Source organism: Trabulsiella odontotermitis, from assembly GCF_001297775.1.
GTDB classification, from domain to species: domain Bacteria; phylum Pseudomonadota; class Gammaproteobacteria; order Enterobacterales; family Enterobacteriaceae; genus Trabulsiella; species Trabulsiella odontotermitis.
Genome location: NZ_LIFX01000004.1, coordinates 217,892 through 231,250 on the forward strand (window position 1 = coordinate 217,892; position 13,359 = coordinate 231,250).

General features: G+C 55.6%; 11 protein-coding genes. 6 read left to right on the forward strand and 5 right to left on the reverse strand.

Features of this window, described 5'->3' with window-relative positions:
• Positions 1 to 55 precede the first annotated feature (55 nt).
• Both AOY23_RS06675 and AOY23_RS06680 read left to right on the forward strand, forming a co-directional pair.
• Positions 56 to 5,764, forward strand: coding sequence for an autotransporter outer membrane beta-barrel domain-containing protein (locus tag AOY23_RS06675; RefSeq protein WP_054181315.1), 5,709 nt, complete (start codon positions 56 to 58; stop codon positions 5,762 to 5,764).
• A gap of 327 nt (positions 5,765 to 6,091) precedes the next feature.
• The gene (locus AOY23_RS06680) at positions 6,092 to 6,763 is read left to right on the forward strand and encodes a hypothetical protein (RefSeq protein WP_054178578.1); all 672 of its coding nucleotides are present in this window, start codon (positions 6,092 to 6,094) and stop codon (positions 6,761 to 6,763) included.
• A 67-nt stretch (positions 6,764 to 6,830) separates the two neighbouring features.
• Here the strand turns inward: AOY23_RS06680 and AOY23_RS06685 are convergent, their stop codons facing one another.
• The gene (locus AOY23_RS06685) at positions 6,831 to 7,358 is read right to left on the reverse strand and encodes a winged helix-turn-helix domain-containing protein (RefSeq protein ID WP_054178577.1); all 528 of its coding nucleotides are present in this window, start codon (positions 7,356 to 7,358) and stop codon (positions 6,831 to 6,833) included.
• Between the two features lie 70 nt (positions 7,359 to 7,428).
• Positions 7,429 to 8,169, reverse strand: coding sequence for a pirin family protein (locus AOY23_RS06690; protein WP_054178576.1), 741 nt, complete (start codon positions 8,167 to 8,169; stop codon positions 7,429 to 7,431).
• A gap of 91 nt (positions 8,170 to 8,260) precedes the next feature.
• Here AOY23_RS06690 and AOY23_RS06695 point away from each other — a divergent pair, with 91 nt between their 5' ends.
• Positions 8,261 to 9,154 carry a LysR family transcriptional regulator gene (locus AOY23_RS06695; protein WP_054178795.1) on the forward strand — a complete coding sequence of 298 codons (894 nt, stop codon included), beginning with the start codon at positions 8,261 to 8,263 and terminating at the stop codon, positions 9,152 to 9,154.
• 35 nt (positions 9,155 to 9,189) lie between these two features.
• On the opposite strand, the gene AOY23_RS06700 is transcribed toward AOY23_RS06695, so the two are convergent.
• On the reverse strand, positions 9,190 to 9,975 hold the full coding sequence (locus AOY23_RS06700) for an alpha/beta fold hydrolase (protein ID WP_200906040.1): 786 nt from the start codon (positions 9,973 to 9,975) through the stop codon (positions 9,190 to 9,192).
• A gap of 140 nt (positions 9,976 to 10,115) precedes the next feature.
• Between AOY23_RS06700 and AOY23_RS06705 the strand changes: the two genes are divergently transcribed.
• Together AOY23_RS06705 and AOY23_RS06710 are read left to right on the forward strand one after the other, a co-directional pair.
• On the forward strand, positions 10,116 to 10,595 hold the full coding sequence (locus AOY23_RS06705) for a MarR family winged helix-turn-helix transcriptional regulator (RefSeq protein ID WP_054178574.1): 480 nt from the start codon (positions 10,116 to 10,118) through the stop codon (positions 10,593 to 10,595).
• Between the two features lie 102 nt (positions 10,596 to 10,697).
• Positions 10,698 to 10,895, forward strand: coding sequence for a hypothetical protein (locus tag AOY23_RS06710; RefSeq protein ID WP_054178794.1), 198 nt, complete (start codon positions 10,698 to 10,700; stop codon positions 10,893 to 10,895).
• A 46-nt stretch (positions 10,896 to 10,941) separates the two neighbouring features.
• On the opposite strand, the gene AOY23_RS06715 is transcribed toward AOY23_RS06710, so the two are convergent.
• Both AOY23_RS06715 and AOY23_RS06720 read right to left on the reverse strand, forming a co-directional pair.
• Positions 10,942 to 11,520 (reverse strand): DUF2239 family protein, encoded by a 579-nt coding sequence (locus AOY23_RS06715; protein ID WP_054178573.1) that lies wholly within the window; start codon positions 11,518 to 11,520, stop codon positions 10,942 to 10,944.
• Between the two features lie 89 nt (positions 11,521 to 11,609).
• Positions 11,610 to 12,344: an SDR family oxidoreductase gene (locus AOY23_RS06720; protein WP_054178572.1), complete on the reverse strand. Its 735-nt coding sequence runs from the start codon at positions 12,342 to 12,344 to the stop codon at positions 11,610 to 11,612.
• A gap of 100 nt (positions 12,345 to 12,444) precedes the next feature.
• On the opposite strand from AOY23_RS06720, the gene AOY23_RS06725 reads away from it, so the two are divergent.
• Positions 12,445 to 13,359 carry an AraC family transcriptional regulator gene (locus AOY23_RS06725; RefSeq protein ID WP_200906039.1) on the forward strand — a complete coding sequence of 305 codons (915 nt, stop codon included), beginning with the start codon at positions 12,445 to 12,447 and terminating at the stop codon, positions 13,357 to 13,359.

A 13,359-nucleotide genomic window follows, 5' to 3' on the forward strand; every position in this document is an offset into this window, starting at 1 on the left:
TTGATAACAACAATGAAACAGACAGGCGGACTAAAATATTTAACGAGTGTGAAATATGAATAAAATTTATCGCGTCATCTGGAACAGTACTCTGATGCAGTGGGTCGTCACTTCCGAGTTCGGACGCGCCAGAATTAAAAGAGCGGTCAGCAAGGCTGCGAAGGCTGCTGGTCTGATGGTTGTGCTGGTACCGGGTGCGTATGCTGCCATCGATGTTCATGCCCGTGATGGCGGTAACGTGACCATTTCCGGTGCCGGGTCGGTGAACTTTGCTTACGGCATCAACCAGATCGACTACTACGTTAATGGCCCGACCGCCTCCATCTCCAACACCATCACCGGCGCGCAGGATGTCAGTACGGATGATTCCGTGCTGTTCCGCGTCGATGGCGGTGCCGGGTTTATCGGTGGTGCGGGTGCAGCCTCAGCCCTGACCGCCTCCGGCGAGGGCTCGACTATCGTGGTCGCCAATGGGCTGGATACGGTCAGCGGTAAGGTGTCATCCTTTAACTCCGGTGGCATGACCATCAATCTCTCAGGGAAGAACGCCACCGGCGTGACCATTCAGGGCGGCGCGCAGGGGAAAATCGCGTCGGATGCCATCATCAACATGACCGCCACCGGCACGGTGGCCGGGATTGCCGACGGTCAGGGTTATGACATCAACGATAATCCGGTAGGTAGTCCGGTTGCCGGGATGCTGGCTGATGCGACGCTGGCAGCGGGTGCGGCAGGCTTCGGTACCGGCACCCTGCTGGTGACTGAGGCGGAGCTGAACTCCGCGCTGGATGCGGTCACTGGTTTCATTGCCCGCAACGGGGCGGAAGTCAGCAACGCCGGGAACATTGTATTCACCGGGGAAAACACCACCGGTCTGCGGGTCGAGGCGGGCGCACGCGGGAATAACACTGGCAGCATCACCATCGGTGCCGGTGGTACCGGTATCATTGCCAGTGGCGCGAACACCACCGTCAACATGACCGCCGGAACAGTCACCCTGAACGGTAACGGCGCCACGGGCGTACAGGCTTCCAACGGAGCCACTGCCACTATCAGGAGCGGAAGTCAGTTTGCGGTGAATGGCAGCCTCGCCACCGGGGTGGTCTCCACCGGTAATGCTTCCGTCACCATTGAGAACGGCGCCACGCTGACGCTGACCGGCGGCGCTGCAATGGCCGGTCTGGTGGACGGTAACACCTACGCCCAGAACGGTTCGATTGATTATCTCAGTACCGGGGCTGCGCTGATTAACGCGGCGGACATCAGTTCCACGAACGACGGCGCCATGGCCTTTATCGCGAAGAATAACGGGACACTGACCAACACCGGCAATATCGCGCTGACCGGGAGCAGCTCCACCGCCGTCAGGGCAATGGGGGGGAATGTCGACAACCGCGGCAATATTGAAGCCAAAGGCACAACCCTGTATATCGGGGTCGGAGACCAGGGGCAGAACTCGTCGGTCACCAACAGCGGTAAGGTACTGGCCACGGACGGACGTGCCGCCATTGAACTGGCGGACGGCAGTCTGAACCTGACAGGCAGCGGCACGGGCACCATTGAAGCCCGCGGGTCGGCAGACGGCGTGCTGGTCGGCAGTAGCGCGACCGGACTTGACGTGACGAATGCGCATATCATTGTCAGTGCGGCGGGCGCCACCGGTAACGGTATCGAGAACGCCGGTAACCTGACGAACCTGCAACTGACCGACACCACCATTGATGTGGCGAACGGCGCCGGGGTGCGCACGTCGGTCACCATCGACAGTACCAACAGCGGCACCATTAACGTCAGCGGCGCGGGGACCGGGATTGCGTTTGAGAACGCCGACGGCAGCGCCACCACCGGCGACCTCGACCTGTCCGGCTCGTCTGACCTGACCATTAACGTCAGCGGCGCGGGCGGGACGGGGATTTATGCAAACACCTCCGGCACCGTGGATACCGCAGTGAACGTCAATGTGAGCAATGCCGCAGGCGGCTCCGCCCTGAAACTGGGTAACAGCGTCATGTCTGTCATCAACCACGGCACCCTGACCTCGGCCAGTACCACGGCGCCGACGGTCGATACCGCAAATGCCACCGCGTTCACCAACACGGCTACGGGGGAGATTACCGCGTCGGCTTCCGGCAGCCCGGCACTGGCCATGAATGCGGCGGGTGCCATGGCAACCAACGCCGGGACCATCAACGGCGACATGGTGATGAACGGGGCAAACGGCACGGTGTATAACAGCGGTACGGTCAGTAACAATATCACCACCACCAGTGGCAACAACGCGGTCACGGTGAATGCCGGTACTGTCGGCGGCAATATTGCGCTCAAAGGCAGCGGCAGGAATATCGTGCTGCTGACAAACAGTGCCGACGTGAACACCATCAGTGGTTCCACAGGTAACGATACGGTTACCATTCTGGGTAACGGCAACACCTTTACCGCCCTGAACGGCAGCACTGGCATCTCCACAGTGGTATTTGACGGTGTGACGGCGGGCTTCCACATGGACGGCACCGGCGCACAAATCAACAACTACAACCAGGTGAACCTGCATCACGGTTCGCTGTTCAGTCTGGATAATGGTTACTCACTCGCCGGTAAACCGGTCGGTGGCGCGGGCTTTGACATCGATTCCGGCTCGGTACTGGCGGTAAACGGTACTGCTGACCGGATACTGGCCAATAAACTGTCCGGTACCGGTACCGTTGATGTGGACAACGGCGGAGCCTCGTTTGACTTTGCTTCCACCACCGGCAGTTCTTTTATCGGGACCGTGGACCTGAGCAATGCCACGCTGGCGCTGGGCGGGGTGAACACCACCGCTATGACGAATGCGACCCTGAAAGCCAACACCGGCAGCAGCATCACGGTGGCGGACGGTGAACAGGCTATCGGCGGTCTCACCTTCGCCGGGGGTGAAATGGCATTCAACGGTACGGCACCGGACCAGAAAGTGGCGACCAGTCATGTGACGGCCGGGAAACTGGATGCGTCCGGCAGCGGTACGGTGCAGATTAACATTCCTGACTCGTATGTACCGGGCCATGACACGGCGACCACCTCGTCGCTGATGACCCAGGATGACGCTAACATCGGTCTGGGGCTGGTCAGTGCCACCACCGTCACCGGCAGCGGCGGTAACCTGACGCTGCAGGACCAGAACGGTAACACCATCACCGCTGCCACGCAGGTGGATATCGCCCAGGGCAGCAACACGGTGGCGAAAGGCACCTATGACTACCGCCTGACCACCGCCGGAACTTCTGGTAACCAGGACGGCCTGTACGTCAACTACGGCCTGACAGAACTGGAACTGCTGGCGAACCAGACCCTGACGCTAGAAGGCACTCCGGATGCCACTGGCGCGGCCGCGGACCAGTCCGCCCGCATCACCGGCAGCGGTAATCTGGCTGTCAGCACCACCGGCAGTGACGTGCTGTCGCTCTCCAGCAGCGATAACGATTACACCGGTGACACCACCGTGCTGAGCGGCACCCTGCGTACGGATGTCGATGGCGCGCTGGGCGATACCGCGAAACTGACGATGAACAGCGGTGCAAAAGTCGACCTCAACGGCACTGCGCAGGTGGCGGGTATGCTGGCAGGCGATGTCAGTTCCGTCCTCGACATGAACGGCGGTACGCTGACCCTGGCAGATGGCGGATACAGCAACGGCAGCCTGACTGGCAGCGGTAACCTGAACGTTGATGGCGGCGTGCTGGCGATTGACGGCGCCAACAGCAGCCTGACGGCCATCACCACCATCAGCAGCGGTGCGGAAGTGACCATTAACGATACGCAGGGCGCAGGCACTGGTGATATCAACAATGACGGCACCCTGACGCTGGACGGCGCGACCGGCATGCTGGCGAACAACATCAGCGGCTTCGGTAATGTCGATGCAACGAACAGCACGGATGCCACCGTCAGTGGCGACAACAGCGGCTTCAGCGGTCTGTTTAACATCGATGACGGCAGCAGCCTGACCGTCAGCGAACAGAACAACCTCGGTGCGGCGTCGGTGAACAATGACGGGTTGCTGACCGTGGATACGGACAGCGACTGGACGCTTGGCAATAATGTCATCAGCGGCAGCGGCGATCTCACCAAAACCGGTACCGGCACCCTGACGCTGGTACAGGACATGGTGACCTACACCGGTACCACCGACATCACCGAAGGGGAACTGGCACTCGGTAGTGACGTCGCCTCTGCGGTGGACCTGCTGAGCGGGCTGGTGAACGTGTATGACGGCGCCAGATTTACCGGTTACGGCAGCACCGCCGGAGATGTGGACGTCATGCAGGGCGGTACCATGCAGATGACGGACTTCCGGGTGGGTGGCAGCCTGACCAACAGCGGTTCTGTGCTGCTGACCCGTGATGACGGGACACCGGGCAACACCCTGACGGTCAACGGCAACTACACCGGTAACAACGGTCTGCTGGCGTTCAACACAGAACTGGGTGGTGATGATTCGCCGACGGACAAACTGATGGTGCAGGGCGACACCGCGGGTAATACGCGCGTCAGCGTCAACAACACCGGCGGTACCGGCGCACAGACGGTGAACGGTATCGAAATGATTCAGGTCGGCGGCACGTCAGCCGGCAACTTCGCGCTGACCACCGGGACTGTCGAAGCCGGGGCGTATGTCTATACCCTGGCGAAAGGCACCGGGGATGCGGCGAAGAACTGGTACCTGACCAGTAAATGGAAAGGCAACACTCCGCCAGTGGATGACCCGGTAGATCCTGTAGATCCGGTAAAACCGCCAGTAGTCGACCCGACCGCCCCTGACGCACTGCGCCCGGAAGCCGGTAGTTACATCAGCAATCTGGCCGCAGCTAACACGCTGTTCAACCACCGCCTGCACGATCGCCTCGGTGAACCGCAGTACACCGACAACACCACCAGCATGTGGATGCGTCACGTCGGCGGCCATGAGCGTTCCTCAGCCGGTGACGGTCAGCTCAAAACCCGGAGCAACCGCTACGTGCTGCAACTGGGCGGCGACATCGCCCAGTGGAGTTCCGACGGTCTTGACCGCTGGCATCTGGGCGTGATGGGCGGCTATGCGAATGAGCACAGCAACACCCGAAGCGGCCGTGCCGGATACGACTCTGACGGCCGTGTCAGTGGTTACAGCGCCGGTCTGTACGGCACCTGGTACCAGAACGGCGCGGACAAGACCGGGGCGTATGTCGACAGCTGGATGCTGTACAACTGGTTCGACAGCAGCGTGACCGCCGAGAACCGTGACAGCGATGAGTACAAATCGAAAGGGCTGACCGCCTCTCTGGAAGCCGGTTACACCCTGAAAGCCAGTGAGTTTACCGGCAGCCAGGGCACGCTGAACACCTGGTATATCCAGCCTCAGGCACAGGTCACCTGGATGGGCGTGAAGGATAACGCGCACACCCGGAATGACGGCACCCGCATCGAAACGGAAGGCGACGGCAACATCCAGACCCGTCTCGGGGTGAGAACATACCTGAACAGTCACCATAAAATGGATGACGGTAAACAGCGTGAGTTCCAGCCGTTCGTGGAAGTGAACTGGATACATAACACCGAAACGTATGGCGTGAAGATGGACGGCACCCGGGTCAGCCGTGACGGCGCCCGCAACCTGGCCGAAATCCGCACCGGTGTGGAAGGCAAGCTGAACGACCGCCTGACCGTGTGGGGCAACGTGGGTGTGCAGATGGGTGACAAAGGCTACAGCGACACCCAGGGCATGCTGGGGGTGAAATACAGCTGGTAAGTGATAGACCCGAAAGAAACGGAGCCGGGAAGTCCGGCTCCGCTTTTAAGGTGCCCCGGAAAAGCAGGAACAGTGATCATATCTAAAGCAAAACAGAAATAACCTTTCCAGATTACCTGACCAGAAAAACCTCAAACGTGAAGCCGCTTGCTCTGCTAAAATATCAGGACTGCCGGGATGCCATTAGCGCTGCACTGTCTGGATGAGATATTGCAAGCCGGATACCACCACCAGAATACCGGCATTCGCCGGGCAAAGATCCAATAAACAGCGCAGATAACGCGCTAAATGCTGTCACCGCGAGGCACAATGACAGGTTGATCTTAAATGCTTAATTTAGTTCTGTTTCTTTTGGTTGTGCTGCCAGTGATCATTATTATCAAGGTCCTCAACCCCGATATGCGCGCTGCAAAAGTTATAGGCTTTATTACATTGGTTTTTCTGGTGTTGTGCTTAGCTGGCTATGGCGTATTGATGTATAACAAAAACCAGCAGGATGTTGTCTACATCGAGAAACTGAAAGCATATTCTACAGCGCTGGATGACTATACCGAAAATCACGGTTATACCGTGTCTGAGATACTTGCGGATACATCGGGGAAGTTTGATGAACCGGAAAAGGACTATTTTAGAAAACAAATATCAGTAATAGATCCTGACAAAAAGATTGCCCCAATTAGTGAGGTGGTCGCATTTGCTAACCACTATCGAAGTGAAAATAGAATAAGAACCGGCAGTACGTATATAGATGCAAATTCCCGGGCGAAGAGGGCCACACGCCTTTCGATGCCATTAGATGACGTATCGGACGTCGTGATAATGTTTAATCCCTATTTTGTCGATGCCGGAGATGCGGAAAAACTGGTAGAACATGGTCAATATGATGCATGGATGTATGGTTTGTATAGCGCGGATGGTACTAAGGTATACACAAGTAAGTCAGGGTGGCAGTCAGCAACTGAGCGCGAAAAAAACATGTTTTACAACGCAAAAAACTAATAAGCTCACCGCATCATGCTACTGATAGTGCCGGACACCACGCCGGGAGCGTCCCTGCTCCTGACAATCAGTATCTGAAACTCCGCTGACCTAATACACTCAGGGACGTCATGAATTTCCCGATACTGGAAAATAATAATGCGCCAATATTCATGTTCAACTTATCATGGCTGTAAGTACCCGTCGGGATTGCTGGCATCTGAATATCCTGACTGCGGGTAATAATATCAGCAACCACAGGTTGAATATCGCTGACTTTCACTTTATTGACCACCGCATCAAAATGGATGCGGAATCCTCTTCTGGGGATGGTATTGATCAGTTTATCTCCATCAGGGATCATTTCCTTAAGCGCACGGCGAATAAGCGAAATATTCTGATACAGCGTGTTCGGCGTGGTATTAGCCCCGCGTTCTTCCCATACCTTCTGATAAAGTTCAGCGTGAGAAACAATCTTCCCGTGCTGCTCCAGCATGATCTCAAGACATCTTGCCGCCGGATAAGTCAGTTTTGCGACAATATCGGAACCTTTCAGAACCAGCTGGTTTTGTCCCGCGCGGAAATCAATGCAGTTATTAATTACATATAACGTCATGGTATCTATTTCTCAAATTACTCACGGATAACAGAATCAGTCTGGTTCCCTCGGGTGGCGAGGATGTATATCAGACGCCGGATTCTGGCATTTCAATAACAATAAAATGGCTGTGCTCTGTTGTTGCCCGAAAAGTCAGTGTTGTCGGGCCACAGATTTCCAGTGAATCGCGTTCATCCAGAGTTCCAATTTCATTAACCGTCAGACTGCCTTCAACATTGTTGATATATGCCTGACGACCTTCTTTCAGTTCAAATGTCACTTTATGATCAGTATCTACCAGTTCACTGGCGTACATGTTCACATCCTGATTCAGTAACAACGGTGCATCACCGTTGCTGATACTTCCCACAATGTGCAACAGCCTGTTGCGTCGATCCTTTGCAGTGAACTTATGATTTCTGTAACGCACTTCCAGTCCCTGGGCTGGCGGGATAATCCAGATTTGCAGAAAACGACACCAGTCATCGTCGTTATTCAGCTCCGAATGCCAGACCCCTTTTCCTGCAGTGATCGCCTGAACATGTCCGCGTTCCAGAACGTCCTCTTCACGAGTGGCACTGTCCCAGTGCGTCAGTTTGCCATCGATGATGTAACTGACAATTTCCATATCCTTATGAGGATGTCGGTTAAACCCATGATGAGGTTTAACATTGTCATCATTTATCACCCGCAGCACACCGAAGTTCATATTGTCCGGGTCATAGTAATTCGCGAATGAAAAATGAAAAAAAGTATCTGCCGGGTGGTATTCACTGGCTGGCAGATAATGCAGCACATTTGCTTTCTTTACACGATAAGGGGTTGTCATTGTCCGCCTCTGGTCTACACATAATGAGTGCATGATATATTTCGCTTCGTTGCTGATAAATGGGGCGGTGGTTAAAACACCGTTACGTAAAATGAAAGAATATGATCTGATTTCCTTACGCAGTTTCGTGGCCGTGGTGGAAACAGGCAGTTTTAATAATGCCTCTGTTCAGATGGAAACCAGCAGCGCGTCTATCAGCCGTCGGATCTCCTCTCTGGAAAATGCTCTCGGGGTTCATCTTCTTAATCGCACAACACGGCAGCTCGAACTGACAACCGCGGGGCAACAGTTTTTTCAGGATGTAAAAGAGATACTTGAGTCATTCGAGCAGGCGGAAGAGCGCCTTTCCAGTATTCAGGAAACGCTGAGCGGGGTAATTCGCATCGCCGCGCCGATGACTTTTGGCATCAGAAAACTGTCTCCGCTGTTGCCGGCATTTATGAATAAGTACCCGCAGATAATGATTCAGCTCCAGCTGGAAGATCGTATTACTGACCTCGTGGGAGAAGGCATTGATTTGTCGTTAAGAATCGGCGAACTCCAGGATTCAACGCTGGTCAGTACACGGATAACGGAACTTCCTCGTCTGTATTGCGCCTCGCCAGAGTATCTTGAGAAATATGGCACGCCGCAAACGCCTGCAGATCTTAAAGGGCATCGTTGCCTTCGTTATTCGTACCTGACCGCCCGAAGCGAGTGGGGAATTACGGAAGGGGGAGAATTACCGGATATGCATTTCCCGTTATTTGCCGGAAATGGCGAAGTGTTACGGGAAGCTGCAATTCAGGGGATCGGGATAACCATGTTGCCGTGGTTTATCGTCGAAGATGCTGTTCATGCCGGGGTGCTGGTACCGGTGCTCCAGCCCTATGCACCATCACCCCTCCCTCTGTCCATTGTTCGTCCGACTCGTCGCTATACACCCCTGCGGGTCACAACCCTGATGGAATGGTTGCGCGGGACGTTGTTCACGACCGGAAATTAGCAGAACCGCCAGGGAGGCCCGGCGGTTTTCTGCGTTTAACCCTTAATACTTTGCGCTGCGTTATCGATGGCATCAGCAACCGCAACCGCTTTCGGTTGGGTGAGGAAAAGCACATGACTGGCGTTCACCTCAACGACCCGGGCGTTGATCCGCTCAGCCGTTTTGTGCAGCAGTCTGGGGTCGATGGCCTTATCCTGGGTGGCGATAATGGCCCAGCTTGGTTTATTTCTCCAGGCGGCATGCGTCACTTTAGCGTCGAAATTCGCCATATTCAGCGGGACTTGCGAATCACGCAAAAATGCCGCATCGGCATCACTCGTATCACCAGCAAAGCCTGTCTTAAATTTTTCCAGATTGATAAAACCAAAACCGTCTCGCTGCGTGTCGATAACAAATTCAGCGGGTGGGGGGATTTGCGTAAACTGTGAAGCCGTCGATTCACCCACATCAGGTGCCAGCGCAGACACATAGACCAGCCCGGCGACCTTCGGATCAACACCGGCTTCAGTGATCACAGTGCCACCATAAGAGTGACCAACCAGAATCGTCGGTCCTTGTTGCCGGTCAAGGACACGTTTTGTTGCGGCCACATCATCCGCCAGTGAGGTCAGCGGGTTTTGCACAATAGTCACCCGGTAGCCGCGCCCGGTCAGTTCATCGTACACACCGCGCCAGCCAGACCCATCAGCAAACGCGCCATGTACCAGCACAACATTACGCACAGCTTGTGTGTCGGCAATACGGTCGGCGGAAACCGCCAGGGTGGCCGTGGCAAGACCCACAGTAGCAGTAATGGCGGCCAGGAGAGTTTTTATCTTCATGGTCAAATCCTCGATTGTTCGCGATAACATTTATCGCGATAAATAAAAACTAGAGTGAACTTTGTTTTATGTCAAGCGATAAAATTTATCGCGATAGTTGTTGTTGTGGTATGCTTAGTAACGATGAGCAGGAGTGCAAGATGACGACATTGAAAACCAAGAAGAATACGCCCCCTCCACCCCTTGATGACCAGCTGTGTTATGCCGTGTATTCGGTGGGCATTGCTATTCAGCGGATCTATAAACCCCTGCTGGATGCGATGGGACTGACGTACCCCCAGTATCTGGTGCTGAATGTGTTGTGGCGGGATGATAAGCAGACTGTCGGTAAAATCGCCCAAAAGCTGGCGCTGGAGCCCAGTACGCTGACACCGCTCCTCAAGCGTCTCGAAGCCGCTGGTTTTCTGCAGAGGACGCGAAACCCGGACAACGAACGCCAGGTGGTGATCGCCCTGACGGAGCAAGGGCGGCAGTTGCAGGCCCGGGCGGGCTGTCTGAGTGACTCGCTGCTGGAAGCATCAGGGCAATTACCTGCTGAGCTGGCGCAACTGAACGGCCAGCTCCGCCAGTTGCGGGACGCACTGTATTCACATCTGGATGGCTGGGATACCCCTGCATAGCTGTGCTTTGCGCCGAATACCGTGATATTCCGGGAGTTTTATTTTTCAATGGCGCCGTTGATACCTGGTGCTACGCTTTTCTTGGGTATCAGGGGATATATCATGAACAATAAAGACGAACAAACCGGGCTTGTGGGGCTCGCCATTGGCGCTGCCGTGATCGGCCTGATCTCTGCGCAGAAGGCGATTAACCGGAATACTATCGTAGAAGAGCTGGTGCGATTAGGCAGACAAAATGGCGATGGTGTCGAAGACGAGGTATTCGTAAAAGCGGCGGAATTAGTCAGGAAGGGCATATGAATGCCCGTATTGTTTCCATTAATTATTTCCGCGCGCATCGTTAGCGTTATTTTCCCTCGTCCTGCCTAAAAGCTAATTGCCAGGCATAGTGACGAATATCCTGCGGCCAGCTCGCGATGCAGGCGGTGAAATCGGCTTCATCATCCGCAAACAATGCCCGCAGGCTGGCTTCGTAGTCGGGAAGATCGCCTGCGATTTCATACATAAACTGATACGCACGTTCATGCCTGCGACGTTTGTTTTCGGCCGGTTCATTGCTTTTTCTGGCCTGATCGATGAGTCTGCGCAGCGTGGCGGATGCGCCGCCCGGCTGGGTCGCCAGCCATTCCCAGTGGCGGGGGAGCAGGGTGACTTCTTTCGATGAGACGCCCAGCTTCGGTCTGCCGCGGGATTTCACGACGGCGGTTTCTTCGCTCTGAGGATTCCCCAGCTCCGGATAAACCGCTAAAGCGCTGGCTTCATCGCCATGAACATGAATATCCAGCCGCTTGCCGTTACGGTCATTAAAGATGAAAACCGGCTCTTCGCCGACGCGGGTTGCCTGAATCTGTTGCAACAGCTCGCTCAGATTGCCGTGCGCGATTTGCCGCTGCTGGTGAAAGGCCGTTAAGATGACACGAGTCATAAGGATAACCTTTTTATCCGGGTAAAAATAACAGCCTACTGCGGGTGCAGGCGGTTGTCAATTATACCCGGGTAAAATTATCTGGCAGGCTACGGTAATGCCAGCGCATCAGCTCCCGCGCGAAAACGAAGCCGGTCAGACGTATCATTTGCCGCTTCAAACACCGCTTCGGCCACATCGCTCTCCCGCGTAAATGCGGTGGCTTTCGCAAACCCGTCAAAAACCTCACCAGCAAATGACGCATAAGCTTCCGGGATCAATCCCTGCATTCGCTGCTGACCATTGGCGGCGAAACGGGTCGTCGGGCCATATCCGGGCTCGACAAGCTTAACGCGGACACCGAAATGGTTAAGTTCGTGTTCCAGCGAACCGGTAAACCCTTCGATGGCGGCCTTACTGGCGGTATACGCCGCCACCAGGGGATAGGCGGCCAGTGTGGCGCTGGACGTCACGTTGATAATCGTACCGCTCCGGCGCGCCCGAAATTGCGGGATCACCGCCTGGCACATCGCCATGACGCCGAAGGTGTTGGTCTCGAAGATATCGCGGACGGTGGACATCGGCGTCACCTCAAACGCACCAAACAAACCAACACCGGCGTTATTCACCAGCACGTCGATCGGTCCGGCGGCTTTCAGGGTCTGTGCGATGCTGTCAGGGTCAGTGACATCCAGCGGCAAAAGCTGGAGATGCCGGGACGCAGGAAACAACGTTGCCTGCGGCGTACGCATGGTGGCAATAACGTTCCAGCCCTGCGCGAGGAAATAGCGGGCAGTCTCCAGGCCATAGCCGGAAGAGCAACCAGTGATCAGTACCGTTTTCATATCCGTCTCCGGGTGTGGGTGAACTCGGAGTCAACAATAGACGTCTGCATCAGGATTAACGATAATTGATCATCCTGTTTTGTTTAGCGTGAGTCCTGAAATGAGTGATCCGCTTTCAGATGTGGTGCGGCTGCTGCACCCCGGTGCCGCTTTTGCCAATATTATCAGCGGCAAAGGCAACTGGGCTGTGCGCTATTCCGAATACGGCCTGCCCGGCTTTTGCATTATGCTGGAAGGCAGTTGCCTGCTGAAGGTTGATGGTCAGGAGCCTGTGACCATCAGCGCCGGGGATTTTATCCTGCTGCCCACGACGCCCGCTTTTACGTTGTCGAGCTTTGTGCCAGCGCCGCCGGTCTTTCTTGATCCGTTCAATGTCGCGAGTGAACACCGCGAGCTGCGCTATGGCGATCAGGAAGGCCCCCCGGAAATGCGCTCGCTGGGCGGCGCTTTTCTGTTTAATTGCGCCGATCCCGACCTGCTGGTTTCCCTGCTGCCGACGGTGGTTCACGTCCGGGGTTCCGCACGTTTATCGCAACTGGTACAGATGGTGGGGGAGGAGTCCGCAGAGCAGAAACCGGGCAGCGAATTTATGCTTTCCCGACTGGCGGAACTGCTGCTGGTGGAGGCGATGCGCTCAGCCACCACCGGGAGTGCACCCCCCGGATTATTGCAGGGGTTAGCGGATGAACGGCTGGCGCGGGCGTTAAAACAGATGCATGCGCACATTGAACACGCCTGGACCATTGATGAGCTGGCGAAGGCCGCAGCACTGTCCCGCTCCGTCTTCTTTGCGCGCTTCACTCGCCGGGTAGGGATGGCGCCAATGGAATACCTGCTTGCCTGGCGTATGAAAATCGCGAAAGATTTACTGCGTGACAAAGAACTCTCAGTGGCCGCGATTGCAGAACGGACAGGCTACGGCTCGGCCAGCGCGTTCAGCGTGGCGTTCAGCCGCCATGTCGGACTGCCGCCGGGTCGCTATGCCCGATCACATTTATCAGAACAGAAGGGCTGA

Coding starts and splice junctions, on each gene's coding strand:
- AOY23_RS06675 (WP_054181315.1), top strand. CDS start 56: ATGAATAAAATTTATCGCGTCATCTGGAACAGTACTCTGATGCAGTGG.
- AOY23_RS06680 (WP_054178578.1), top strand. CDS start 6,092: ATGCTTAATTTAGTTCTGTTTCTTTTGGTTGTGCTGCCAGTGATCATT.
- AOY23_RS06685 (WP_054178577.1), bottom strand. CDS start 7,358: ATGACGTTATATGTAATTAATAACTGCATTGATTTCCGCGCGGGACAA.
- AOY23_RS06690 (WP_054178576.1), bottom strand. CDS start 8,169: ATGACAACCCCTTATCGTGTAAAGAAAGCAAATGTGCTGCATTATCTG.
- AOY23_RS06695 (WP_054178795.1), top strand. CDS start 8,261: ATGAAAGAATATGATCTGATTTCCTTACGCAGTTTCGTGGCCGTGGTG.
- AOY23_RS06700 (WP_200906040.1), bottom strand. CDS start 9,975: ATGAAGATAAAAACTCTCCTGGCCGCCATTACTGCTACTGTGGGTCTT.
- AOY23_RS06705 (WP_054178574.1), top strand. CDS start 10,116: ATGACGACATTGAAAACCAAGAAGAATACGCCCCCTCCACCCCTTGAT.
- AOY23_RS06710 (WP_054178794.1), top strand. CDS start 10,698: ATGAACAATAAAGACGAACAAACCGGGCTTGTGGGGCTCGCCATTGGC.
- AOY23_RS06715 (WP_054178573.1), bottom strand. CDS start 11,520: ATGACTCGTGTCATCTTAACGGCCTTTCACCAGCAGCGGCAAATCGCG.
- AOY23_RS06720 (WP_054178572.1), bottom strand. CDS start 12,344: ATGAAAACGGTACTGATCACTGGTTGCTCTTCCGGCTATGGCCTGGAG.
- AOY23_RS06725 (WP_200906039.1), top strand. CDS start 12,445: ATGAGTGATCCGCTTTCAGATGTGGTGCGGCTGCTGCACCCCGGTGCC.